This is a genomic window from Microbulbifer sp. ABF4_148, assembly GCF_056158985.1.
This window is the reverse complement of record NZ_JBSWUI010000001.1, coordinates 1,127,786-1,153,292: the sequence shown is the minus strand read 5'-3', so window position 1 is coordinate 1,153,292 and position 25,507 is coordinate 1,127,786. Positions and strand designations below refer to the sequence as shown.

The 25,507-nt window shown below is 58.1% G+C and carries 23 protein-coding genes and 1 other RNA gene; 10 read left to right on the top strand and 14 right to left on the bottom strand.

The genetic code is table 11. The annotated features are described in order from the left end of the window. Positions 1–19 precede the first annotated feature (19 nt). Positions 20–2,287, top strand: coding sequence for a phosphoenolpyruvate--protein phosphotransferase (ptsP, locus tag ACXAD0_RS05045; protein ID WP_475087267.1), 2,268 nt, complete (start codon positions 20–22; stop codon positions 2,285–2,287). Positions 2,288–2,413: 126 nt separating this feature from the next. Here ptsP and gcvH read toward each other — a convergent pair whose 3' ends face one another. The 8 genes from gcvH to ACXAD0_RS05005 form a co-directional block, all read right to left on the bottom strand. Then, the gene (gene gcvH, locus ACXAD0_RS05040; protein ID WP_475087266.1) at positions 2,414–2,803 is read right to left on the bottom strand and encodes a glycine cleavage system protein GcvH; all 390 of its coding nucleotides are present in this window, start codon (positions 2,801–2,803) and stop codon (positions 2,414–2,416) included. Positions 2,804–2,924: 121 nt separating this feature from the next. After that, complete coding sequence (gene gcvT, locus ACXAD0_RS05035) at positions 2,925–4,013, bottom strand: glycine cleavage system aminomethyltransferase GcvT (protein ID WP_475087265.1); 1,089 nt, start codon at positions 4,011–4,013, stop codon at positions 2,925–2,927. Positions 4,014–4,211: 198 nt separating this feature from the next. Next, positions 4,212–5,378, bottom strand: a complete 1,167-nt coding sequence (locus ACXAD0_RS05030; protein WP_475087264.1) for a CNNM domain-containing protein — start codon at positions 5,376–5,378, stop codon at positions 4,212–4,214. 36 nt (positions 5,379–5,414) lie between these two features. Continuing rightward, complete coding sequence (locus tag ACXAD0_RS05025; protein WP_475087263.1) at positions 5,415–6,404, bottom strand: rhomboid family intramembrane serine protease; 990 nt, start codon at positions 6,402–6,404, stop codon at positions 5,415–5,417. A gap of 45 nt (positions 6,405–6,449) precedes the next feature. Continuing rightward, entirely contained in the window at positions 6,450–7,682 is a 1,233-nt protein-coding gene (locus tag ACXAD0_RS05020; RefSeq protein WP_475087262.1) for a UbiH/UbiF/VisC/COQ6 family ubiquinone biosynthesis hydroxylase, read from the bottom strand. A 52-nt stretch (positions 7,683–7,734) separates the two neighbouring features. Continuing rightward, positions 7,735–8,988, bottom strand: coding sequence for an FAD-dependent monooxygenase (locus tag ACXAD0_RS05015; RefSeq protein WP_475087261.1), 1,254 nt, complete (start codon positions 8,986–8,988; stop codon positions 7,735–7,737). Beyond that, a complete protein-coding gene (gene pepP / locus ACXAD0_RS05010) occupies positions 8,985–10,316 on the bottom strand; it encodes a Xaa-Pro aminopeptidase (protein ID WP_475087260.1) in 1,332 nt (443 codons plus the stop codon). Before pepP ends, ACXAD0_RS05015 begins: the two co-directional genes overlap by 4 nt. After that, complete coding sequence (locus ACXAD0_RS05005; protein WP_475087259.1) at positions 10,316–10,876, bottom strand: UPF0149 family protein; 561 nt, start codon at positions 10,874–10,876, stop codon at positions 10,316–10,318. Before ACXAD0_RS05005 ends, pepP begins: the two co-directional genes overlap by 1 nt. Before the next feature lie 231 nt (positions 10,877–11,107). On the opposite strand from ACXAD0_RS05005, the gene ACXAD0_RS05000 reads away from it, so the two are divergent. The 4 genes from ACXAD0_RS05000 to ACXAD0_RS04985 all read left to right on the top strand — a co-directional run bounded on the left by ACXAD0_RS05000 (position 11,108) and on the right by ACXAD0_RS04985 (position 12,637). After that, positions 11,108–11,311, top strand: coding sequence for a TIGR02449 family protein (locus ACXAD0_RS05000; RefSeq protein WP_475087258.1), 204 nt, complete (start codon positions 11,108–11,110; stop codon positions 11,309–11,311). Continuing rightward, positions 11,311–11,667 carry a cell division protein ZapA gene (locus ACXAD0_RS04995; RefSeq protein ID WP_475087257.1) on the top strand — a complete coding sequence of 119 codons (357 nt, stop codon included), beginning with the start codon at positions 11,311–11,313 and terminating at the stop codon, positions 11,665–11,667. Before ACXAD0_RS05000 ends, ACXAD0_RS04995 begins: the two co-directional genes overlap by 1 nt. Before the next feature lie 156 nt (positions 11,668–11,823). Next, positions 11,824–12,005, top strand: a non-coding RNA gene (gene ssrS / locus ACXAD0_RS04990) — 6S RNA. A 53-nt stretch (positions 12,006–12,058) separates the two neighbouring features. Next, positions 12,059–12,637: a 5-formyltetrahydrofolate cyclo-ligase gene (locus ACXAD0_RS04985; protein WP_475087256.1), complete on the top strand. Its 579-nt coding sequence runs from the start codon at positions 12,059–12,061 to the stop codon at positions 12,635–12,637. 207 nt (positions 12,638–12,844) lie between these two features. Here the strand turns inward: ACXAD0_RS04985 and ACXAD0_RS04980 are convergent, their stop codons facing one another. After that, positions 12,845–12,988, bottom strand: coding sequence for a hypothetical protein (locus ACXAD0_RS04980; protein WP_475087255.1), 144 nt, complete (start codon positions 12,986–12,988; stop codon positions 12,845–12,847). A 255-nt stretch (positions 12,989–13,243) separates the two neighbouring features. After that, on the bottom strand, positions 13,244–14,794 hold the full coding sequence (gene ilvA / locus ACXAD0_RS04975; RefSeq protein WP_475087254.1) for a threonine ammonia-lyase, biosynthetic: 1,551 nt from the start codon (positions 14,792–14,794) through the stop codon (positions 13,244–13,246). Positions 14,795–14,973: 179 nt separating this feature from the next. Between ilvA and rpiA the strand changes: the two genes are divergently transcribed. The 3 genes from rpiA (at position 14,974) to ACXAD0_RS04960 (ending at position 16,902) form a co-directional block, all read left to right on the top strand. Continuing rightward, on the top strand, positions 14,974–15,645 hold the full coding sequence (rpiA, locus tag ACXAD0_RS04970; RefSeq protein WP_475087253.1) for a ribose-5-phosphate isomerase RpiA: 672 nt from the start codon (positions 14,974–14,976) through the stop codon (positions 15,643–15,645). Positions 15,646–15,686: 41 nt separating this feature from the next. Continuing rightward, the gene (locus tag ACXAD0_RS04965; RefSeq protein WP_475087252.1) at positions 15,687–16,331 is read left to right on the top strand and encodes a transglycosylase SLT domain-containing protein; all 645 of its coding nucleotides are present in this window, start codon (positions 15,687–15,689) and stop codon (positions 16,329–16,331) included. A gap of 193 nt (positions 16,332–16,524) precedes the next feature. Further along, the gene (locus ACXAD0_RS04960; protein WP_475087251.1) at positions 16,525–16,902 is read left to right on the top strand and encodes a DUF4168 domain-containing protein; all 378 of its coding nucleotides are present in this window, start codon (positions 16,525–16,527) and stop codon (positions 16,900–16,902) included. Between the two features lie 20 nt (positions 16,903–16,922). Here ACXAD0_RS04960 and ACXAD0_RS04955 read toward each other — a convergent pair whose 3' ends face one another. Next, positions 16,923–17,249 (bottom strand): helix-turn-helix domain-containing protein, encoded by a 327-nt coding sequence (locus ACXAD0_RS04955; RefSeq protein WP_475087250.1) that lies wholly within the window; start codon positions 17,247–17,249, stop codon positions 16,923–16,925. A gap of 219 nt (positions 17,250–17,468) precedes the next feature. On the opposite strand from ACXAD0_RS04955, the gene ACXAD0_RS04950 reads away from it, so the two are divergent. Further along, positions 17,469–18,503 carry an AraC family transcriptional regulator gene (locus tag ACXAD0_RS04950; RefSeq protein WP_475087249.1) on the top strand — a complete coding sequence of 345 codons (1,035 nt, stop codon included), beginning with the start codon at positions 17,469–17,471 and terminating at the stop codon, positions 18,501–18,503. A gap of 55 nt (positions 18,504–18,558) precedes the next feature. Here the strand turns inward: ACXAD0_RS04950 and ACXAD0_RS04945 are convergent, their stop codons facing one another. Continuing rightward, positions 18,559–19,377: a DUF937 domain-containing protein gene (locus ACXAD0_RS04945; protein WP_475087248.1), complete on the bottom strand. Its 819-nt coding sequence runs from the start codon at positions 19,375–19,377 to the stop codon at positions 18,559–18,561. 542 nt (positions 19,378–19,919) lie between these two features. Here ACXAD0_RS04945 and ACXAD0_RS04940 point away from each other — a divergent pair. After that, the gene (locus ACXAD0_RS04940) at positions 19,920–20,798 is read left to right on the top strand and encodes a tetratricopeptide repeat protein (protein WP_475087247.1); all 879 of its coding nucleotides are present in this window, start codon (positions 19,920–19,922) and stop codon (positions 20,796–20,798) included. 202 nt (positions 20,799–21,000) lie between these two features. On the opposite strand, the gene ACXAD0_RS04935 is transcribed toward ACXAD0_RS04940, so the two are convergent. Both ACXAD0_RS04935 and ACXAD0_RS04930 read right to left on the bottom strand, forming a co-directional pair. Further along, positions 21,001–22,839, bottom strand: coding sequence for a DUF5011 domain-containing protein (locus ACXAD0_RS04935; RefSeq protein ID WP_475087246.1), 1,839 nt, complete (start codon positions 22,837–22,839; stop codon positions 21,001–21,003). 340 nt (positions 22,840–23,179) lie between these two features. Beyond that, a complete protein-coding gene (locus ACXAD0_RS04930) occupies positions 23,180–25,369 on the bottom strand; it encodes an MltF family protein (RefSeq protein WP_475087245.1) in 2,190 nt (729 codons plus the stop codon). Positions 25,370–25,507 lie beyond the last annotated feature (138 nt).

The following is a 25,507-nucleotide window of genomic DNA, read 5'->3' as shown; positions in this document are numbered from 1 at the left end:
CCAAGGAGAGGAAGGCCTTTTGCTCGGATCTCTGCGCAGTATCGTTCAGGAAGTTAACGCCGCGCGCGACTTGCCCGCCGCTCTCGACATTATTGTGAGCCGTGTCCGCGAGTTTATGCACACGCGCGTTTGCTCGGTTTATCTGCGCGACAACCAGAGTGACTCCTTTGTACTGATGGCCACCCGCGGCCTCAATGAAGATGCCGTCGGGCAGGTCCACCTTGCCCTCGGGGAAGGGCTGGTTGGCAGCGTGGCCAACCGCGAAGAACCCATCAACCTGGAACGGGCCGAAGCCCACCCCGCCTACCAGTATTTCCCCGCCACCGGCGAAGAGCGCTTCAGCGCCTTCCTCGGCACGCCGATTATCCACCACCGAAAAGTACTGGGTGTCCTGGTAGTACAGCAGGCCGAGCAGCGTCGCTTTGACGAGGGCGAAGAGGCCTTCCTGGTGACACTGTCGGCGCAGCTGGCGGGGGTCATCGCCCACGCCGAGGCCACCGGCGCGCTCGCCGCCATCGGCCAGCAGCGCCACGAGGCCAAATTTACCGGGCAGGCGGCCTCACCCGGTGTCGCCATCGGTCGCGCCCACATCGTCGCACCAACCGCCAGCCTGGCTACCGTACCCTACACCTGCTGCATGGATGTCGATGCGGAACTGGCGCTGTTTCATCAGGCACTCGCCAATGCTCGGGACGAAATTCGCGCTGTTGGTGAGCGCCTCAAGAATGACCTGAACCGCGAGGAGCGGGCGCTGTTCGACGCCTATATCAGCATGCTCGACGATACCTCCGTCGCCGTTGAGGTCTGCGAGCGTATTCGCAACCAGCAATTGTCTGCGGGACGCGCCTGGGCGGAAGTCATGCTGGAACACGTGCGTCGGTTTGAGGCCATGTCAGACCCTTACTTCCGCGAACGCGCTGCGGATGTGCGCGACCTGGGTTCGCGTGTACTCACTCACCTGCATCAGAAGCAGCACAGCGAGCGGGATTTTTCTGACAACACCATTCTGGTGGGCGAGGAACTCACCGCGGCCATGCTCGCCGAAGTACCCCGGGAGAAATTGATCGGCCTCGCATCGGTCAAAGGTTCCGGCAACAGCCACGTTTCCATTATCGCCCGGGCCATGGGCCTGCCCGCGGTGATGGGTGCGCAGGAATTTCCCTACGAGCGAATCGATGGGGCCGACCTGGTGCTGGACGGATATCGCGGCGAACTCTATGTGCATCCCGGTGCCGAACTTCGCAAACGCTACGACAGCATCGTCGAAGAAGAGCGCGAGCTCGCCAGAAACCTCGATCACCTGACCGACCTGCCGGCAGAAACCGCCGACGGACATCGCGTGCGCCTGTGGGTGAATACCGGACTGATGGCCGATGTTGTGCGCTCGCTGGAGCGCGGCGCCGAAGGGGTGGGCCTCTACCGTACCGAAGTCCCCTTCCTGCTACGCGACCGCTTTCCCTCCGAAGAAGAGCAGCGGGAAATCTACCGCGAACAGCTCGAGGCCTTCGCACCGCGACCGGTCACCATGCGCACCCTCGACATTGGCGGCGACAAGGCGCTGGCCTACTTCCCCATTGAGGAAACCAACCCGTTCCTCGGCTGGCGCGGTATCCGCGTGACGCTGGACCACCCGGAGATTTTTCTCGGCCAGGTGCGGGCCATGATGAAAGCCAGTGTCGGGCTGGACAACCTGCGCATCATGCTGCCCATGATCAGCGGCGTGGGCGAGGTAATCGCCGCCCGCAATCTGGTGGAACGCGCTCACTCTGAACTGCTCGACGAGGGCTACCAGATCGGCATGCCACCGCTCGGTGTCATGATCGAAGTGCCCTCGGCGGTGTACCAGGCCCGCGAGCTGTCCGCGCTGGTGGATTTCATTTCCGTGGGCAGCAATGACCTGACCCAGTACCTGCTTGCCGTGGACCGCAATAACAGCCGCGTGGCGGACATCTACCACTCCCTGCATCCGGCCGTATTACGCGCGCTTAAAGAAGTCGTGGATGCGAGCCACGCGAGCCGGACCAAAGTGGGGATCTGCGGTGAACTGGCGGGAGACCCGGGTGGCGCCCTGTTGCTGGTTGCCATGGGCTACGACGTCCTGTCGATGAGCGCGACCAACCTGTTGCGGGTCAAGGCGGCCTTACGCGCGGTCAGCAAAGCCGATACCGATCAGCTGCTGGATCAGGTGCTGCAGATGCAAAGCCCCGAAGATATCGAGGAAACCCTGCGCAATTACCTGAAAAATGCCGGGCTCAAGTCTCTGCTGCAACCGACTGAGCACAGCTGACCACTCGCGCAGATCTCCCCTGCATACTTTTCCCGGCATAAAAAAACCGCGCGGTTGAAACGCGCGGTTTTCTCATTCCAAGCCGCGACAAGCAGCTTGCGAAAGCACTCAGCTCCCTGAACCCAATCAGCCTTCGTCGGCTTCCGCCTGGTAGGCCTCTGCATCCAGCATCGCGTCCAGCTCGCTGACGTCGCTGGGCTTCACGCGGAAAAACCAGCCATCGTCATACGGTGAGGAGTTGACGGTTTCCGGCGCATCTTCCAGCGCTTCGTTCACCGCCACGACTTCACCGGAAACCGGAGAATAAATGTCACTGGCCGCTTTAACGGACTCAACGACACCCGCCTCTTCACCGGCGGCAACGCTGGCACCCACTTCCGGAGTCTCGACATACACAACGTCACCCAGGGCTTCCTGAGCGTGATCACTGATACCGACTGTGACGGTGCCATCTGCTTCCAATCGCGCCCACTCGTGACTGGAAAGGTACTTCATCTCTTTGCGAACTTCGCTCATTCTGGAATCCCTCGATCTAAGCTTCTGAATTTGTTGAGCTGCCCCTGGGCTGGCGCGCGATGATAGCGCCTAAAGCCCCCTGCATGCCAATGGCATCGGCACCCGCTGACTGACGCCAAAGTCAGACCAGGGATTTACCGTTGCGTACGAAACTGGGCTTGGTCACTCTGACCGGCACCTGCTTCTTGCGAATTTCCACCTGGGCGGTTTCTGCCACCGTGGCCGGCACCCGTGCCATGGCAATGGAAAAGCCCAGCGTCGGAGAAAAGGTGCCACTGGTGATGATTCCGGGGGTATCGCTGCCATCGACGGTAACCGGCTGGCCCGCGCGTAACACGCCGCGCTCTTCCAGTACCAGGCCGACGAGCTTTTCGGCGACGCCCGCCGCTTTCTGTGCTTCGAGTGCACTGCGACCGATAAAGTCGCGATCTTCCGGCTGCCATGCCACCGTCCAGGCCATATTGGCGGCCAGTGGTGAGGTCTCATCGTCCATTTCATGGCCGTAGAGGTTCATACCGGCTTCCAGTCGCAACGTATCGCGGGCTCCCAGACCACACGGGGCGACCCCGGCCTCCGCCAGTGCCTGCCAGAACCCTTCGGCATCATCGGCGGGCAGCATGATTTCCACCCCGTCTTCTCCGGTATAACCGGTACGCGCCACAAACCAGTCTCCGCGCGCGACGCTCTGAAAGGGGGTCAGGCCGTCGATCAGGGCCGTCCAGTCAAGCCCCAGCACTTCCTTGACCTTGTCCATGGCCTCGGGCCCCTGGATCGCCACCATCGCCAGTTCGGGACGCTCTTCCAGCGTCACACCAAATTCCGCCGCCTGACGGTTCATCCAGACCAGGTCCTTTTCGCGGGTCGCGCAGTTCACAACCACGCGATAACCCGGGTCAAGCAGGTAAACGATCAGGTCATCGATGACCCCACCCTGCTCATTCAACATCCCGGTGTACAGCGCCTTGCCGGGCTTGCCATCCAGCTTGGCCACATCATTGGCGAGCAGCTTGCGCAGGTAATCCCGCGCGCGCTCACCAACAACATCCACGACGGTCATATGGGAAACATCAAACATTCCCGCGGCGGTACGCACCTTGTTGTGCTCTTCCAACTGCGAACCATAATGCAGCGGCATATCCCAGCCACCAAAGTCCACCATCTTGCCACCCATGGCAACGTGCGCGTCATACAGAGCGGTTTTGTTTCCCATCACCCATTCTCATTTCAGCAATTCGAAAGCGGCGTATTCTAACGAGCGCACCGCCACACTGACCAGATGCCGATCTCCTGCAAGCCTAGCAGCCTGCGAGATGAAACACTGCTTCGCTCTCGCTCCGCCGACAAAGATGCGGAAGACTCGCTTTGGTCGACACCAACTGACGGCCACCACCCTGTGCGGGCGGGGTTCTCAACCTTCCTTATCGGGCTTGTCCGGCTTCTCTGGCTTTTCCTGCTGCGCCGTCCCCTCTGCGGTGCGGGGATCCGACTCCTCGCCGCCATCTGCGATGGTGTCCGCCGATTCATCGTGTACTTTGAGTCCGTAGCGCTTTGATCGCCAGCGCCACAGGCGCTTGGCCAGCTCCTGACGGTCTGGCGTCTTGTCCGCCTCGTCGACGATCTCTTCCCCCAACAGGGTTTCGAGCAAATCTTCCAGAGTGACCAGTCCCTCCAGACGCCCATATTCATCGATCACCGCACTGATCTGCACGCGCCGGGCCAGCATCTTCTGGAACGCCTGATAAATTGTGGCGGTTTCCGGCAACATCAACATGTCTCGACGGAAACTGGACAGGCGCTCGTCGGTAGCGCCGCGCGCATAGGCCAGCATCAAATCTGCCTTGAGCACAAAACCGACAACGCAATCGGGGTCCTGCCGCTCGTAAATGGGAATCCGGGAAAAACGGCTTTTTTCCAGTTCCTCATAAGCGTTGCCGAGCGTGTCCTCCTGGGAGAGGGAAAACACTACCGTCCGCGGTGTCATCACTTCCCGGACGGAGTGATCGCGCAGGGTAAAGAACAGGTTGCGCAGGATGCTCGATTCCCGCTGTTCGAGCTGTCCCTCTTCCTCGCCCAGCTGTGCCATGACCGCAAACTCTTCGCGGCTGAAGCCCGTCAGGGTCGGGCCGTGGGCGAGCCCCTTGGTCATCCACTCGGACATCTTTACGAAGGGGTACAGAATCCAGACCAGAAAGCGCAATACGTAAGCGGTTGGCGGCGCCAGCTGACGCCAGTAAACCGCGCCGAGGGTCTTCGGAATGATTTCGGAGAAAATCAGAATAAGCAGGGTCAGAATGGCGGAAATCAGGGTGATGTACTGATTGCCAAAAACGGCCTGTGCCTGCGCGCCGGCCCCCGCCGCACCGGCCGTATGCGCCACCGTATTGAGCGTGAGGATCGCCGCCAGCGGCGCATTGATATCGTCTTTCAGTTTGCGCAGCAATGGACCCGCGCGATGTCCCTCCCGCTCCATCAGGCTCACATAGGGTCGCGTCACACTGAGAATGACCGACTCAGCGATCGAGCACAAAAAGGAAAAGCCCAGCGCGATCAGGACATAAATAATCAGCATTACCATGACGGGTATGCCCTCTGTGTATCGATAATCATTATTTTATTCCGCCCTCTTTTGCCGATGTGCCGGTGAGAAACGACGGCGCCCGCCACACGCGACATAGAACACCGCCATTAACATTCCAGCGATAAAACCACCCACATGCGCCGCGTTCGCCACCCCCACTCCAAACACCAGGGTGATCAACCCACTGGCACAGAGCAGCAGCCAGCCAACGGCAACCAGCACGAGGCCCTGCGGGATGTCATGCCAATCCTGGCAACTGCGCTGCATCACAAATACCGCCCCCACCAGCGCATACACCACACCGGACATGCCGCCAAAAGGGGTATTGGGCTCCCACGCGTACTGCAGCAAATTGGACGCAATGCCACCGACCAGCACCAGCAGGGCAAACGCCAGGGTGCCCGCGCGCGCCTCCAGGGGCCGCCCCAGAATCCACACCCCCAGGGCATTGAATAGTGCATGCGGCAACGAGAAGTGCACCAGTGCCGGCGTCCACAAACGCCAGTATTCCCCCTGGCCCAGATGCCAGGCCAGCGAAGAATTTGCCCAGCTAAAATCGGCAGCCCGATTGGGGAAAATCATCACCAGCTCCCGAAACCCCTCCTGTCGCAACAACAGGAACCCGACAATGCACGACACTGCCAATAGCAGTGAAAGCGGCGTGCGCATTAAAGGCCAGCTGGGAGGTAAGTAGGCCCTTACATTTTTTGCGGAGGGGGATTCAGCGGCGGCCGCTGGATGCGACGCATCCCCCGCTGCACCACCAGTACTGATATGGACATCGTCCCCCTGATTGACCGCCCGGGGTTCGATACGCAACGCAGACAACTCAAGCTCACCGGCAAGCCAGCTATCCAGCAGGGACTGCATGACCTGTGCAAGACGCGGATCCGGTGTCGACAAGCGCTGACAGTTGCGCTCTTCAGTAATGCGCATGGGCAACTGGCAACGCTGAATAAACTGCGCCAGCTCGCCGAGATCCTTGGCAAGGGGAAATTCCCGAATGGTAATCCAGTCAGTCACGGTGGTTTTCTTAACTTGTACTCGGGCGCTTGCCGGAGGAGGGCCTCAAATGGCCATGGCCCGCAGGATAATACGTTTTTTCAACAGGGGACTGGCATCCACCACACTCAGACCGGTATTGCGCAACCAGCGCCAGTGCAGCTGGCCAGCACCAAACAACGATTTGAAAGTACTCATGGCTTTCAGGGTTGCGGCATTATCCCCACGACGGCGGCGTTGATAGCGCGCCAGTACCGAGGCATCCGCCGGCTCCAGGCCCCGCTTTAGCGCCCGGGTAATTTCCTCGGTGAGGATACGCACATCCTGCAGTCCCAGATTGGCGCCCTGGCCCGCCAGTGGATGGATACTGTGTGCTGCATCACCGATCAAAGCGGCACCCGGCCCGTGATAACTCTCCGCATGACGCGCGCGCAGCGGAAAGGCAAAGCGTTCGCCGACACTCTCTACCGCACCCAGGCGTCCCTCGAATGCTTTCTCCAGATTCAATGCAAAGGCGGCATCGTCGAGCATCATCAACTCGCGCGCCAGAGGCTCGTCTGCAGACCAAACCACTGCACAGTGCTGCTCATCTCCCAGCCCCTCGAGCGGGAGGAAGGCCAGCGGGCCCTCTTTCAGGAAGCGCTGACGTGCGGTATGCCCATGCACCTCTGCGCAGCGCGCGACACAGACAATAGCGGTCTGGTGATAATCGGTTTCTGTACAGCGAATATGCAGGAGATCGCGCACCTTGGAACGCACGCCATCGGCACCGATCAACAGGCGGGTTTGTAAAACTTCCGGATTGCGCTCGGCGCCTTCCACATCGTTAATGCGATCCGTGCGCGGCTGCAGATGCCATAAACCACAGTCCCGCCACCAGCTCTCGAGGCGGAATCCGGTCAACAACTCCACGTTCGGCAAAGATGCCACACAACGCTGCAACGCACGATTCACGACGCTGTTTTCGACAATGTGGCCAAGGTTGGGCTGCTGCACATCGCGACTGGAAAAATGCACCGATCCGGTACCGTCGGCATCCCAGACCTGCATGTCGGTATAGGGACAGGCGCGTGCGCCAATTTCATCCCACGCACCCACCTCTTCCAGCATCTCGCGGGAGGCCTGGGTCAATGCCACAACCCGGGGGTCATACAGATTTTCTTTTACCTGGGGCAGGTCAGGGGCAGCCTCCAGTACGGCAATCTGCAATTGCGGATGCCGAACCGCGAGCAGTGATGCCTGCGCGAGGCCAATCATTCCGGCGCCAACAATCGCTATGTCCAGTCGCTGTCTGTTCATACTGTGCAGATCCCGTGCAGTTACCGACGTCGCGCGTCAGCTGTGCGCTCAATTAAAGCCCAAATCCCGCCGCCTGGCCGGCAAACCCCGATCGCAACGCCGGCGACAACGCCAGACCGAGTAATCCCAACTGGCGCGCTCCCTGCAAAGGGACCGCCGCGGACGAGAACAGTGCCGGCACCCGGTTGCTGAATTCTACGGTGAGCAACTGGTCGTTCTCGCGCTGCTCACCGTAAGCTTGCATCAGGGCCAACCGCTCCGCGGCGGAATCCGGCAAACCACGCTGTTCAATCAAACGCGCCAATCCGTAGCAGTCGCGCAACGTCAGGTTAAAGCCCTGCCCGGCGACCGGATGCAGAAAGTGGGCGGCATTTCCCAGCAGCACCAAATCTCTGCGCCACTGCTCCCGTGCCAGCGACAGGCTCAACGGATAGCTTTGCACGGCGGCACATCGTTCAAAGCGCCCCGCGCGCCAGCCAAAGGTTTTCTGCAGGCGCTGCAGAAATTCCGCCTCTGGCAGAGACTGGAGATGGGGCGCATCCGCACTGGGACAGGTCCACACCAGCGCCATCCGATGCTGGCCATCGCGGGGCGGCAAGGGCAACAACGCCATGGGACCGTCGGGCGTAAAGCGCTCATAAGCCACACCGCCGTGATCGCGCTGAAGGCCTATGGTAGTGACCAGCGCATGCTGATCGTACTCAATTTTGTCGGTGTGGATCCCGAGTGTCTGGCACAGGCTGGAATCCGCACCATCGGCAATCACCAGCAAGCGGGCCCTCAGGCTATCCGGGACAGGCTCTGACGACTTTTCCGCGCACGCCAATTGCAGGCTGACCTCTCCGGGCGCAATATCCACACGCGTGACCGCCGCCGGTGCCAGCACGGTGACGGCGGTCTGCATCAGCGCCTGATACAGGACCGGCCCCAGCGCGGCATTCTCAATCACCGCCCCCAACATGCCATCGAAGTTTGCGCGAGGCTGCTCTTCGGCGTTCAGCGAGACACCCAGGCTGTGTCCGCGATCACTCACGGCAACACGGGATATGGGCGACGCAAATTGCTGCAGTGCTGACCACACCCCCATCTGTTCGAGCATCTGCAGACTGCCGGCGGATAGTGCGGTTGCCCGGGTATCGAAGCTCGGCAGCACCACACTGGCACCAGGCTCCGGCAGCGCACGCCGCTCCAGAAGTGCGACCGACAGTGCCGGACAATAGTGCGCCAACATCAATGCGAAACTGGCACCCGCCATCCCGCCACCGACAATGGCAATATCCACCGATTGTGGCTGTGTGGCTGTCACAATAGCGCCTCCTGAATTTCACCGCGGCGAATCGCGTATTCCACATCTGTTACCGACTTGGGAGCGCCGGCGGATAACACGCGACACCCGTCCCGGGTCAGGGCCACATCATCTTCGATGCGAATGCCAATTCCACGGAATTTTTCCGGGACACGATCATCTTCTGCGCCAATATAAATACCGGGTTCCACGGTCATGACCATCCCCGCTTCCAGCTGTCGCCACTGTCCGTGCACGCGGTAATCTCCCACATCGTGCACATCCATACCCAGCCAGTGGCCCGCTCGATGCATATAAAACCGCCGATATTCCCCGGCCTCTATCAGCCCTTCGACGTCACCTTGCAACAACCCCAGATCGACTAGCCCCTGGGTCGTCACCCGCACGCTGGCAAGGTGCGGAGCATTCCAGTCGTTGCCGATGCAAACTGCATCAATGGCCGCCTGCTGCGCGGCAAGCACGACTTCATACAGGGCTTTCTGCACACCACTGAAGCGCCCATTCACCGGGAAAGTGCGCGTCACATCCGCGGCATAACCGCGATACTCACAGCCGGCATCGATCAGTACGAGGTCACCATTTCGCAGCGGCGCATTATTGCTGCAGTAATGCATCACCAACGCGTTTTCCCCACCGGCAACAATACTGGGATAAGCTGGCTCGCGTGCGCCGGCATGGGCAAAGGTATGCAAAATCTCCGCTTCCAACTGGTACTCGTATTTGCCCGGCCGACAGGCCGCCATGGCCCGCGTATGGGCATGCGCGGTTATCTCTGCGGCACGTTCCAGCAGACGCAGTTCCTGCGCACTCTTGAACAGGCGCAAGTCGTGCAACAGGCGATCGAGATCCACCAGCTCCGGCGCACCGGAACTTCCCGGCGCCCGCTCGATTCTCTGCAAGTAACTTTGTAGGCGACGGTCGAGCTGGGGGAACCTGCCCATGGTGTAATAAATTGAGCTCCGTCCTTCCAGGAGCCCGGGGAGAATATCGTCCAGATCACTGATCGGAAAAGCGTCGCACAAGCCACATTGCTCTGTCGCACGCTCCGGCCCCAGGCGGGGACCATCCCACATTTCTTTTTCGGCATCGCGCTCGCGACAGAACAGCAACTCCTGCCCCTGACTGCGTCCGGGTGCCAGCAGCAACAGGGCCTCCGGCTCCTCGAATCCCGTCAGGTAAAGAAAGTCACTATCCTGCCGGAACGGAAAATAGGTATCGCGCGAACGCAACTGCTCGCACGCTGCAGGCACAATGGCAACACTCCCTTCATCGAGCGCGTCGATAAGACGTGCGCGGCGGCGTGCAAATTCAGCCCGACTAATCCCCATCAGTGCACCGTGCGCCCACCTGCAGCGGCATCTTTCGGAGCACTCACTTCGGTGTAAATCGTCAGCACTGCCACACGCACGTATTCTTCGACCTGCAGCAGCTGTTCTTCACCTTGCTCGACGTCACCGGCGGACTCGGCGTCGATCTGCGCGATGGCGCCAAGATCAGACAGCGCCTCTTCACTTTCGGCCCGCAATTTCACTTTGCTGTCCCCAACGCCGAAGCCGTGCAAAAAGCCGCTGCACCACTGCCCCAGAGACTGGGCTCTCACGCCGATATCATCTTCCTCCGCCAGGAGTAGCTGAAAACCAAAATCACTGTCGGAGAGGGATTTCTGCGCATCGTCCGCCATAGTTTTCAGTTGGCTGAGTAAATCTGCTGGGAGTGCATCCAGGTCCAGAACCTCGGAAAACTCACGCTCCCAGCGGGCAGCGTCGGGCTTTGCGCCGGCACATAACAGTCCACAGGCGAGACCATGCAATTCGCTGGGGCTGGCATCACCGCCGGCGGCTAAAATTGCATTGGCGAGCTTATCGAATAGGTCGGTAGAGAAAGTCATGGATACTGTTCAATAACAAGGCACACTGTTTGAGGAATGCACAGACTGATGATAAATAAGCCGCCCCAGGTCAGAGCATGCAAACTGCACCGTTTTGTCCTGCAATTTTGTGATGGGCTGTGACCGCCGAGAATTGACCCGCCGCCGCAACCGGCAATATAGTAGCGGAATAACTTGCGGTGTGTCGTGCTGTATAGGGAAATCCCAGCCGCTGATTAGAATTCAGGAATTATGGACAAGTTACAAGCGCTGGAAAACACTGTGGATTCGCTGATTGCCCGCTGCGAACAACTGGCAGTGCAAAACCGCGAATTGCGCGAGCTGGAAAGTGAATGGCAGCATGAGCGCCAGCGTCTGATACAGAATAATGAGGCCGCCCGTACCCGGGTCGAGGCCATGATCAACCGCCTCAAGGGGCTGACAAAAGATTCCTGATGGATGATTCAGTTGCAACGCAGCAAGCGGTCACAGTCTCGATCCTCGATAAAGAGTATCGGGTAGCCTGTACCGACGATGAGCAAGCGGAATTGCAGGCTTCTGCACGCCTGCTGCACGAGCGCATGTCAAACATTCGCGCCAGTGGTTCTGTCATCGGCCTGGAACGTATTGCCGTGATGGCCGCCCTGAATATCGCCCACGAACTCATCCAGGCAAAGGCGGAACTCACCCGGGTCCCTCTCGAGCAGGAAATGCTCAGCCGACTGCAGGACAAGGTCGAGTCAGCCCTGAAAGACATTGAGCTCCCGCCCGACGTTTCAGTCGAGGCTGCAGAAAGCGATCCTGTCGACTAAGTATTTCCTGGCACGTTTTTCGCGCGCAGGCTGGTCTGTGACCAGAGGTCGCGAGCGGTCCGCACTCCCCCACAGTTCAGATCGCGATCGGCAGCGCCTCCTGCAATTTTACGACCCACAGCTTTCGCCTTTTCCGCGCTGGCGAGTTATAATTTTCATACCCTGGGCTTGTTGGCCAGATGACTATGTCCTCGAGCCGATAATGTTACCCTGGGAGTTTCCAGCGGATGCTGGTGTGCAAGTCCGCCGCGTAGCGGAAAGCCTAATGTATCCCGGCGACCCCCACCTTGAACCCTACGGTTCAAGGCTACGTCTTCAGCCACATGCTCGGGGCTCTTAACTTCTCTTCCCGCTTTCGGGACTTACCCTCTGTCTGGAACCGTGTCGTCTGATGAGCTTCAGCAAGGCAGAATTACGTCGCAAGATGCGTAGCGCCCGTCGCCAGCTCTCCCATAATCAGCAACGCCTCGCGGCCCGTTCGGCAACTCAGCGACTCGCTCGTCACCGTTACCTGCGCACGGCGCGGCACATCGGCATCTATTGGCCAATGGAAGGTGAGCTCGACGTCCGCGGTCTGGCCGGCCTGCTCCCCGGTAAACATTTCTACCTGCCGCTGCTGCCCGCAGAACCCCGCCCGCACCTGCGTTTTCGCCGCTGGCATGGGGGCACACTCGAGTTCCGCAACCGCTTCGGCATCCCTGAACCGCTCAAGGGACACAGCCTGTCGCCCATGCAGCTCGATCTCGTGCTGGTGCCCCTGGTGGCATTCGATCGCCAGGGCGGGAGACTGGGTATGGGCGCAGGGTTTTACGACCGGACATTCGCGTTCAAACGTGCCCTGCCGGGCGCCGGGCCATTGATGGTGGGCGTGGCGCACGAGTTACAGTGCGTGGCAGACCTCCCCACAGACAGCTGGGATATTCCGCTCGCCGCCGTCGCGACAGACCGGTCCTTTTACCAGTGCCGCTGACCCACGCTGTCGTAAGACCATAGAAGCTGTCGCGAGACCATAAAAAAGGCCGAACACTCGCGTGTTCGGCCTTTTTCAAATCTTTTTGCGGGCGGAGCGGTATCACCCCCGACAGCTCCAGTCACCTGTACCACTGCGAACTTCACAGCGCATTCAGGCTCCTGAACCTGACAACCACACTGACGGGACCTGTTACATCGGCCTTGATCAGCGCGTTACCACTCCCTGTTGTAGCGCCGCTGGAGGTCGTTCCGACTCCTCGGACTGAAAAACGTCCGTAATTCCGGAACTACTCAGCAACACCCCCGCAACAAAGACAATCACGGCGATCGTCATTGCATCGGGTTTCATGGGACCATCCTGTTGGACTTATATTCTTGTTATCTGTGGCCACGGGGACCACTGGATCTGCAACTCACCGCGCGTTGGACTCCGCTCAACGCAAAAGTTCATTGCTTGGTGAAGATACTGTATTAGCGTCCAAATAGTAACCGGCGACCGGTCACTTTTTGCGAATTTTGTCGCAATTTCGCGCAAAAAAATTCGACATGCCAGTCACTCTGGTCTACCCATCACGCCAAAATGGCCCACACCTCGTAAATACCTTTACTTTTCCCCGCCCGCTACTGGCGCCGTATCACTCGACAAGAAGAAGCGATAGGCGACATTGTCCGTTTCATCCCAATACCGAAACTGCAGCTGGTCCAGTAGCGCCGCCAGCTGGGGCCGCTCATCAGGGCGCACCTGCATGCCCACCAGCACCCGACCGAAGGCCGCACCATGGTTGCGATAGTGAAACAGGGTGATATTCCAGCGTCCGGCCAGCCGTTCCAGAAATTTGCGCAGGGCCCCAGGACGCTCGGGAAACTCGAATCGGTAAACCACTTCATCCGCAAGGCCGGGTGCACGTCCTCCCACCAGGTGACGGATATGCAGTTTGGCCATCTCGTTTTCGGTCAGGTCTGCCACTTCATAGCCAAGGGCCTGCAGTCCGGCTACCAGCTGGCCGCGATCGTCATCGGAACTGACCTGCAGACCGACAAAAATATGCGCCTCTCCACTGTTGGCATAGCGGTAGTTGAACTCGGTAATCGCGCGATCGCCGAGGTCCCGGCAAAACTGCAGGTAGCTGCCGGGTTTCTCCGGGATGGTGACCGCGAGGACGGCTTCACGCTTCTCACCAATCTCGGTGCGCTCGCTGATATAACGCAGGCGGTCAAAATTCGTATTGGCACCACTGCAAACTGTTGCGAGTACCGCATTGCGGCTGCCCGTCTGCTCGACATACTTTTTCAACCCGGCCAGCCCCACGGCGCCCGCGGGCTCAGCGATTGAACGGGTATCCTCGAAAATATCCTTGATCGCCGCACAGATCTCATCGGTGCTGACTGTAATCACACCGTCGATGGTCTCCCGCAGCACCCGGAAGGTTTCCTCACCAATCTGGGCCACGGCGACGCCGTCTGCGAACAGCCCCACTTCGGGCAGCCGCGCCCGGGTATCTCCATCACCAGCCAACGCTGCCTCAAGACAGGCCGCATCTTCTGGCTCAACCGCGTACACCTTGATCTCGGGGCGCACATATTTGATATAGGCAGCCATGCCGGCGGCGAGCCCACCACCACCTACCGGGATAAACACCGCATCCAGATGCCCTGAGTGCTGGCGAAGCAGCTCCATCGCCACCGTACCCTGCCCGGCGATCACGTCAGGATCGTCGTATGGATGAACGAACACCAGCCCACGCTCTTCCACCAGCTGCCTGGCGCGCGCCGCTGCCTCATCAAAGGTATCGCCGTGTAGCACCACCTCGGCGCCGCGCATCCGCACCGCGTTTACCTTGATCTGGGGCGTGGTCTTGGGCATCACGATGGTGGCCCGCACCCCCAGTTGCGCTGCACCGAGCGCCAGCCCCTGGGCATGGTTGCCCGCAGACGCCGCAATAACGCCCCGTGCACGCTGCTCCGGCGGCAGCTGCAGTAATTTGTTGTAGGCGCCACGTATCTTGAAAGAGAACACCGGTTGCAGGTCTTCACGCTTCAACAGAATACGGTTGTTAAAGCGATGGGACAGCTGCCGCATCGGTTCTACGGGGGTTTCGATGGCGACATCGTAAATGCGCGCGTTTAGAATGCGCTTGATATAGGACTTCGGCATTGGGTGAACAGACGATGCTGGCGACTAGGTGTTACGACCCCGCCCCAATCAGGGCGGTACAGGAACGTCAGTCTAATCTGCCAGCAGCATAATTACCACCAAATTGCCCCGATAGCGCGAATTACTGCCTCGCAAATTACTGCAAGGCGAAAATCATTGCACAGGAACCCGCTCGGCATATGACTCAGGACGAACTCAAGCAGGCGACCGCCAAAGCCGCCATTGATTACATCACCCCAAAACTGGAACCCAGCTCCATCGTGGGTGTGGGCACAGGCTCCACCGCCAACTACTTCATCGATTACCTTGCGGACATCAAGGGCCTGTTCGATGGTACGGTTGCCAGCTCTGAGGCCTCTGCGGAGCGACTCAAGTCCCACGGGATACCGGTGTACGACCTGAACAGTGTCGATGGCATCCTGGTCTACGTCGATGGCGCGGATGAAACCAACCCGGCGCTGAAGCTCATCAAAGGGGGCGGTGCCGCACTGACCCGCGAAAAAATTGTTGCTGCCTGCTCAGATGAATTCGTCTGTATCGCTGATGAGAGCAAGTGGGTACAGGTGCTGGGTGCATTCCCCCTGCCGGTGGAAGTGATTCCAATGGCACGATCGCTGGTCGCTCGGGAACTGGTCAAACTGGGCGGGGATCCCATTTACCGCCAGGGCGTGAAGACTGACAATGGCAATGTGATCCTGGACGTCCATAACCTGAGCATTACCGACCCGGTCGCACTGGAACAGGCCATCAACAATATCACCGGGGTGGTCACCAACGGCCTCTTTGCCATGCGTCCGGCCGACATCCTGCTGCTTGGCACTGCCGATGGCGTTAAAACGATCACTGCATAATAAATCCAATAATTCGCTTTTGAGGGAGACCGTCGTACCCCATGCACAGCCTGTCTTATTCCGCAGCATCCAAGTCTGCCATCCGTCTTGTCACCGGACTGCTGTTTGCCATCGCCGTCAGTGGATGCGCCACCACACCGCCGAATGATCCCGGTGATATCTGCAGTATTTTCCAGGAGAAAAAGGGCTGGTATGACGCAGCCAAAGATGCGGAGGAGAAGTGGGGCTCTTCGGTGCCGACCATGATGGCATTCCTGCATCAGGAGTCCCGTTTTGTGCACGACGCTCGCCCTCCGCGCCGCAAAATTCTCGGCTTTATCCCCGGGCCGCGCCCATCGGATGCCTATGGCTACCCACAAGCCCTGAGCACCACTTGGCGCGCCTATCAACGGTCGAGCTTTAACTATGGCGGGGATCGCGATGACTTCCGCGATGCAATCGATTTTGTGGGGTGGTACAACAAAGCCAGCGAGTCGCAGTGCAAAATTCGCCGCAACGATGCCTACCATCTCTACCTCGCCTACCACGAGGGACATGGCGGCTTTAACCGGCGCACTTTTAACAGCAAACCCTGGCTTAAGGAGGTCGCCAAAAAGGTCTCTCGCCAGGCGAGCGTCTACCAGCGCCAGCTAAGCCGTTGCGAATCCTCGCTACAGCGCAGAAAAAAATTCCTGGGCATTTTTTGACGGATCAGGGGTGCGCGTTTATCCAAGACGTTTGGCGCCCCAGTTCTCATCACCAAACCAGCAGAGTCTAAACTGAGCGAACTAAGACGCGCTTCGCGCTCTGCGCAAGTCCCGCCTCAGTAGCCCTTATGCGACGCTGGGCGCCTCCCTTTTTGCAGCAAAAGCGTCCCCACTCAATGCGCCCGAGGTGCCCATGAAATTTTCCGCAATCGCCCTGGCTGCGCTCGCCCTGATCGCTGCCGCTCCGCTGGCGTCAGCCCAGACAGATGCCGCGCCAACCGCCACTGTAGCCAAGGCCAACTTCTCCGAGCCACAATTGCAGAGTTTCGCCAATGCTTATCGATCGATTGTTGCCCTCAGCCAGGAATATCTCCCCAAGCTGAAGGCTGCTGCCGATGCCAAGGAAGCTGAGGCGATTAATCAGGAGGCTCAGGGTAAGATGGTCGCGGCGATCAAACAGGCCGGCCTCACCAAAGAAAAGTATCAGGAGATCGCGGCAAGCCTGCGTGACAATCCCGCGCTAGTGGAAAAGATCAACGGGATGCTGCAAGAGAAACCCAAGCAGCAATAAATTCCTCTGCGTTCCTGCGCTCAGTCCAGCCGCACGCCCAGCGTGCGGCAGATTTCCCCCAGGTGTCGATGCACCCAGTCCCGATCGAACGAGCCCCAGTCATTCAAGCGGTAGTAACCATCGTTGTTACGCACCCCTTCCTGAACGAATTCCACCAACGTGCCATGTCCGGGTAATCCCTTCGCAATGATGTCCTGAACCGTGCGTCGCGGCCAGCCAGTAGATTCTTCCAGTGCCGGATTATTGGGTTTGGATAAAGACTCAATCAGATAGGCCACCAGCATGCGACGGCAGATCGTCGGATTGAGCTGTAAGCCGGCCTCTGGCGCTTTTGTTTCGCTTGTCATATCGGGCTTCCGTCCACTCTTACGCTCTTTGTACCACACCGACGGCAAACCCTCACCCCGATCATTCCAGCGGACAACACTGGCGGTAAAGCCCAAGTTCGCTGTCAATCACAACCAACTTTGGCCCGTCAGCTAGCTTTCCCCCGGTCTTTACGCATAATCGGTCGTCTCAACCGGTAACCATACCCGGCTATCCAGTGACAGGCAGGGAGCTGAACAATGGACAACACCCCGTCCCCTCTCCTCGATAATGATGTCGGCATTCCTGCGGCGGCAATTCGAGCGCATCTCGCCGGTGCCCAGTCCGCCGGGCTCGACTGTGCACGACTGTTGATCGATGCCGGCATTCCGGAATCGTTGCTGGAGTCCCCCAGGGGCTACGTTCGACGCGACCTTGTCGCCCGACTGCTGCGCCGTCAATGGGACCTGCTGGGCGACGAATCCGGTGGATTCCTCGCCCGCCCCTGGAAACCCGGCACTTTCGCGATGATGGGTCATGCCTGCATCAGCACGCCAAACTTGCGTCGTGCCCTGCTGCGCTCGGCACGATTTATGGCCCTGATGAGCGACGACCTGCACATTCGCCTGGTGGAGGATGGAGAGGAAGCGCGACTGCTTTTTCATCACGAAAATATTCGCCAACTCCCAGACCAGATCTTCGTTGAGTCCATCGCGGTCATCTGGCTGCGCTTTTTCAGCTGGCTTATTGACCGCACCATCTTGCTCGAGCGGGTGAACCTGGCGTACCCGCCTCCCGACTACAACGAAGATTACAGTGAGATGTTTCCCTGTCGGCACTACTTTGACCAGCGGGAAACAAGCCTCGTGTTCAATACGCGCTATCTGAACCTGCCGCTGCGCCGCGACGCGCGCCAACTTGCGGATTTTCTCGCCCAGGCACCCGAGTGCCTGCTCACGCAATATAAATCGGATAACAGCTTCACCGGGCGCATACGGCGAATGCTGTTACAGCAAGACGGCATCGAAAATCTTTCACTGGATGATGTGGCAGCCAGGCTATATATCTCGCCGCAAACTTTGCGTCGCCGCCTGAAAGAAGAAGGGAACAGCTGGCAGGATATCAAAGACTCGGTGCGCCGGGATATTGCGGTCTACCAGCTCCGCCAGCGTGAAGCAGCCGTTGCCGATATTGCGACCAGTCTCGGTTTCTCCGAGCCCAGCGCCTTCAACCGCGCCTTTAAAAAATGGACTGGCCTGGCACCTGGCGCCTACCGGGACAAATATCGTACCTGATGGCATCGCCAGACCGGCTACGCGGACGTCGCACGCCCGCATAGCCGATATGGTATTAAAAGTTCGGGGTTTCCGGCTGGGGTTCTTCCGGCTTGTCGGTCTCTTCAGGTACTGGGGGAATCGGCTCCACCACTTCCGGCGTCGCTGGCGTTTCTTCAATGATGATATCGGTGGTCTCCTGGTCCCGTTGCGCACACATACTCAGCGCGTATAGCACCGCCAGAGCAATCAACAACGGCCAGAACCACTTGGCAAAGCCCCCGCGCTTGGGTGCTGTTTCTCTCACCGACTGCGGCTCATTGTGACCATGGGTCTCCAGGTGTTGCCCCAGATCCTCGAAATCATGCACCCCCATCGTCGACAGTAATCCGTCGGGCAATATGCCTTTCAGAAACTGGCGCTGGCCAAACAATGCCTTTGCCAAGCCACTCATATCGAGCCCCTTGGCCTTCACCAGACGATTGAAAAGCGTCATGACGATAGGCGCAACCGTCTTGAGAAGACTGCCCCCTTTATCGCCCCCGAGCCCCAGCGCACTGGCGACCACATTCCCTACACCACCGGCTTTTGGGCCGAACAGAGAATCCAGTATGGTGCCACCTTGGGTTTGTAAATTGCCCATGCGCGTCGCATCGCCAAACAGGTCACCAATTGAAGAAAAATCGAGATCATCGCTTTTGGTGATCATATTGAACAGGGAGGCCAAGCCGGTCTTACTACTGCCTTTGTTCAGCATGCCGGCCAACACTGATGCCATCCCGGTCGTGACGGCCGACTGGCCCTGCCCCTCATCCAACCCCAGCGACTTGCCGAGTGCACCGATACCAGCGGAACCGAGTTCTTTTAAAGCTATTTCCAGGAAATTGTCCGACATAGTGCAACCTCGTCGCGTAAAACATTAATCCACTGCAATGAGTTTATGGCAAAGAGGGCGCCACATTAGTCTGAATTCGAATATGCGCCGCACACCTTGCATACTCGGACTTATGGTCACTTACTGCCTGCCCGGTCAGAGTCATACGCGACACTCGCGCCATTAATAGACACCCCACAGACAACGCATACGGCACGCTCCCCGCGCGGAGAATGAGAATAAAACCGCGTCTATATACAGCTGCCGTTGGGCTCCATTAATCTGCGATGAGCGCCTTAAACAGCGTCATGGCAGTTATCTGCCGCTAGGCAAAAAACTCTCCCGATGCGCGCCGCATTCGATAAGCCGCCTGAAAAAAAAGTCGAGCAGAATTGGTTGCAGAAGTTACGATTTCGAGTCATCGCAGACGAAGCGAATCGACTCAACCCCTCAAGCAACTCGCCGCTGAATCTCTAACTCTGGTCGCAAGCACGCAACTATTTCCCCCTGGTTCGCACTCATACTTTTGAGCGATCGGCGAACCACCAGTGAGGAAATGAAAAATGAAACGGAGTTTGATCGGGGCCATGTTGCTAATTCAGGCCGGCTGCGCCAGTCAGTTTGTGGACCAACATATCGAACAGCACCCATTCAACCCTGAACTGGTGGCGTCGCCTTACCTCGATGACGCTGCGCGTTCGAAAAGTGCGGAACAAGCCTCTCAAGAGTTAATGGAGATTTCCGCGGAGCTCAGACAATACCTCGACGAGTGGGCCGTCGGCGAGACACCGGAACAGCGCTTCAGCAATGTTTTAAAAAGCCTGCGGAAGCATGACTTCCAACTGAGTTATGATCTCGATGATACGCTGACCGCTTCGGATGCCTTTACGCAGCGGAGAGGCAATTGTATTTCCTTCGCCGCGTTAATCGTGACAGTGGCGAGAGATGTCGGTCTCGAGGCGAACTTCAATCGCGTGCAGTTCCCAATCGAACGCTTTAGTCGAAAGGGGCCCGGCGGAGGGACCTATGTGCAGAACGTACTCCATGTGAACACCATAGTTCACTATGAAAATCGCAAAGACATTATCGAGCTGAACTTTCTCAAGCCGGTGAGTGAGCGCATCAAGGAAATGTCTGATGATGAAGCAACGGCAATGTACCTGAACAACCTGGCGATGCATGCGATGTCTAGTAATCGTGTGAGCGAAGCGTTTCACTTTAGCCGCACTGCGCTGGAGCTGGACGAAGATGCGAGCTACCTGTGGTCCGGACTTGGATCAGTTTATCGTCGCGCCGGGGATCTCGGCAAGGCAGAAGAAAGCTATAGCCATGCGCTCCGGCTGGATAAGCGAAATGGGGTGGCGCTGCGCAACTTGAAACGTGTACATGACGCCCTGGGCGACGATCACGCGAGAGAACTTGCCAACAGGACATCTATTTAAAAGGAGTGAAACCAGGGCAGCAGAGCGTGCGTTAGTTTAACCGAAGGCACCATATTGTGGCAGTTGTTGCAGGTAGCACTTTAGCCTAAGTTGCTCAGCTAAAGTGCATCCCACTGGCTCTCGACTGGAGACATTGAGGGTTTTCGTCATCTATGCAGTGCTATGCGATAGCGAACCCCGCAGCGCTGTTACTCTTCTCCGCTCAGGGTTCACAGTTCCCTTGCCCGCCTCCATCGCCAGAACCTCCCGATGGAACCGGCGCCTCCGGGATGGCCAATTCACGCGAGAGATTGTCGCTGCAGTCACCAAGATCAGTAAAGACCCTTGCACTATCAAGGTACTCACTGCCGTCCGGATAAGAGGCATCCAGTCGACAGGAAACCGAGCCCTCATGATATCGATTCTGATAGGTCACAAGGTTGACGCCACCCAAACGTATCTGGGCTGGGCTCGGATCCACATCATCGATAAAAAACGTATTATTAAAAATTCCGGAGTATCGATGGCTCGCAGCCATTTCGACCATCGACGCACTGTCGTGTGAGGACAGCTGATCAGCATCATTAAAGTAGCTGTCGACGACAAAATTGAACTGAGGCGCCCAGTAGTCTGCTTCCTGAGTAGACCGATATTGCGCGCCATCAGCGAAGTTTTCCGGATCACTACCTTGCAGGGTTCCGCCACCGAAAGCGTTACGAAGCGCAAGACGGTGCTTTCCTCCTCTTCCACCTATGTGATTCCCCCGCATCCAGACATTGGACACCACGAGGCCCCAGGCACCCATGAAACGGGCATTGTGTTCAATGGCCGTTTTCGCCTCAACACCAACGATGCCGCCGTTCACCACCTGGCAGCTATTGACACAGGCGATATTCACATTGGGCAGATTATCCTCCTGCGCCATCAATTTCGTGTCGGACAAAAAGATACCGTAGGGCCATGGGATCAGCTCACAATCAAGGCTACCGGGATTTTTCAGACAATACTTTGTCGAGGCACTGAAGGCGAATCCACCGGTAAACCTGCCTGACGTCGACCAGTCCATATCCACATCGTGAACGGTCAACAGCGTCGAAGACATTCCCGCAGAGATCATGCCGGCCTTGATACCGGTCACGGCAACACCGTAAGCCCATCCATCCACCACCTCATCGTGTTTGTTCTTGCTCAGCACGGGATAAGATTGCGCCTGCGCATTAGTCGGGACCCGTTTGCCGCACGCGGCGACAACACCGATCTGTACAGAACCAACGACCGGCCGCTCACCCGCCCCAAACCGATCGAGAGTGACATTCTTATCCTGGTAGTCAGTGCAGAAACTGGAAAACTCCTCACCAGCGCGGAGTAATATCCGTTTCTCTGACAGGGTGCCCGGCAACGGCACGCTCTGCCGCTGGACAGCGCCCGAAGGGCAGCCATCAAAATTTTCCTGTGCGGAGACACAAATCGTACTCTCGCCCGGGTAATAGTCCTCTTGTGCTGCGACATCCACCAGGACGAAGGCATCTTCAAACTCACCATCCGGATTTTTTACGCGCACGCCAACGTTGTAAGTGCAGACGCCTTTGTCATACCGGCTGCTGGAGGCATCGCATACGAACGTGTGAATCGCCCTTGGGCTTGGGCCGATTTGCTGATTCTTCGATCGTGAGGTCGTCAAGAACTCACCCGATTCAGGGTCATCAAAGTTGAAGTGATAGGACAGCCACTGTCCCGAATTGCATGCCGCCTGATCAGCACCTCCAGACAGGTCGACGCAATGACTATCCTGAGAATCACCGGCGGAGAAATAGATGGTTTCCGGTGATATTCCGGCACGCCGCGTCAGTACCTTTATCGACGCATGTAACGTCTTTGACGGCTTATTTTGTCGACCATTGCCGAGTCGACCACGCTTGAAATGGGCCGTTCGCCCACTTGCGCCTTGCTTGATCGCCGCAGACATGCCTGCCATGGCGACACCACCATCAGCAGCTTGCGCGGCGTGAAAGGTCGATAGCAAAAGAAACGAAAAGCTAAACCAAGCAAACTTCTTGTACATCCCTGTTTCCTCAAATGACGACATAATTATCGGCAAATTCAGTCTAAGCATGCCCGCCTCACCGGACCGATTTCATCGAGAAAGTGTGCTCTGTCGACGATTCAGGTCGCGCGAAACGTCTCGCGCCCTGGCAGCAAGGCGGAGGATTACTTTGCCGGGCAGCATTTTTCGGGTTTTGCTTATGATTTCATCTTCGACTCATTGAGACTTATTTAAATGAGAAAAAGCCACTTAACATCTATTCGCTATATTCACGAAGCATGGCGACTGCTGATCGAAAAGACGTTGCTGTCGCCACTGTGCATTCTTGGAGTAGAGATCGATTGATCATTCATCGGATTTAAATACTCGATTGCTCTATCGCAAGGTATCCCATATAGCGCGCCCGAATTTCCCTGACATAGTTAACTGGCTCCTTTCCACGCACATAACCGAATCTGGACTGGCGATAGTATTTGGGCTGTGCGAGCAGTAGCATCGCATCCTCAACATGGCCAAACCAGCGATTGGGATCTTTACCCAGTTTACGTGCGAGGGCGCGTGCGTCGCGCACATGTCCATGGCCTGCATTGTAAGCTGCCAGGGTAAAGTAAATCCGCTCGTCAAAATCCAGCTCCGCGGGGAAACGCTGCTCGAGCCAGCCCAGATATTCAACACCCGCTCGAATACTGCTTTCTGGATCATAGAGATCCCCGATCCCCATTTGCGCCGCAGTGCGCGGCATGACCTGCATTAAACCCCGCGCCCCGGCAAAGGACTTTGCCTTCGGGTCAAATCGACTCTCCTGATACATCTGTGCGACAACCATTCGCCAGTCCCGGCCTGCAGCATCGGCATATTGTTGCACCAGGTCATCATAGGGCGACAAATCGGTAGCACTCTTCAGGCGCTGCCCCTGATGTCGGCGGATGCGTTTTTTCTCACGAAAGTACTTGTTGTAGGTAACATTGAAAAACAGGCCGCGATATTTCTTTTTCAGAAATGTGTCCAGCTGCTCGAGTAGGACAGGCTGGTCCTGACGTACTGCCCAGGCGATATCCTGCACTTCAGGCAGTTCAGCGACCACCGAGAAGTCCTCGCGGTAGGTCTGTTCAATCTTGAGCAAGTGGGAGTCTGCGACCGTCATTGGGTAGCGCCCTTCGGCGACCGCATCAATCAACTCTTCGGTTCTCGCGCCTTCGACCGGCACAATATCAGCAGATACATCGAGCTGATCCATGAGTGCGTTCAGGCTGGTAAAGAAACTGCTCTGCGGATTCACAGCGATCTGCTGTCCGGCCAACAGGTCACCGAGGGGCTGAGCCATTTCGCCAGACCACGCCGTGCTACCTATCAGCTGCTCACTGACCTGGAGATATGGCCGGGTAAACACCAGCCCTTGGTCCCGGCGCGCTTGCGTTACCGACATTGAAGCGGCAATAAGGTCGCCTTCGCCGGACTCCAGTGCTTCAGCCAGATCCACTGCGGGATCGGGCACGACCATACTCAGGCGGAGGCCGTGTTCGCGCGCGAACTCACGCAGCAGCTCGTACTCAAAGCCCATCAACTCGCCGCGCCAGATAAAATAGGAAGCGGGGTGATTACGGGTCAGCACGCGCAATGTCCCCGAGTCGCGAATATCCTGCCAATCTCTCCGGGATGCGCGTTGCGCGCGTGCCTCCAACAAATGTTCCGCGGTCAGGAACTCATTCAATGCGCGACGCAGCTGGTCCGCGTCGCTACGCACTCCCCACGCGATCGGACGCACACTGTCAAAAGCGTCGTTTACCGTGAGCGCCGGGTAGTGCGGCATCAGCGCTTCAGCCAGGTTACTGTCGAGCACAGTCGCGCGATAGCGCCCCTCTTCGACGCCCTGCAGCAGCAGATCATGGTCGGCAGGCTCTGCTACCAGCTCGACACTAAACTCCGAAAACTCCTGTTTGCGCAGGGTTTTTGCATAGGCGCTGCCTTCACGCACCGCGACCGGCAGACCGATAGAGGGCGAACCGGCGCCGGCCGGGTCGTCGCCAACAGGATTATCGGCCCGCGTCACCAGCAATTCGCGCACATGCTGGATGGGTCGACTGAAGGCGATCTGTTGCTCTCGCTCCGCGGTTACGGAAAAATTCGTGGCGATGAGATCCCCATCACCCGAGACCAGGGCGGGTATTAAATCCGCAAACGAGTCCACATAGACCCACTGCGGTTCAAGCCCCAGACCGGCAGCAAACTTCTCGGCCATTTCACTCCAGCCCTGCTGTGGCAACCCTTCACGGGGGAGTTCACTATCTTCGGCTCCACGTGGCAGCAGCAAGCGCAACACGCCCCGCTCCTGCAGTGCGGGAAGATCTCCGGTTTCGACATAGTTGACGAACTGGGGAGGGGACGGTTCGCGGGGCTGGTCGACCTCCGGGACTTCGACCGCATCGACCTGTGAGGCCGCGGCTTCAGGGCCGGGGTCTTGCTGTGTATCCCCACAGCCGCCCAGCACCAGCGCGACACAGACCAGCAGTACCCATTGCCACCCACCTCGGCCCGCGCTCAATTTCATGTGTTCATCCATCCGTATCATCGTCCTGATCTCTCCCCCGTTATGACATGCTCTCGGCGCGCTCTTCCTGAGCTGCCTTCACCCCCTGTTGAGCCGCGACACCTGGCCGCCAGACGCCTTCGCGGTCGCACATGGGCC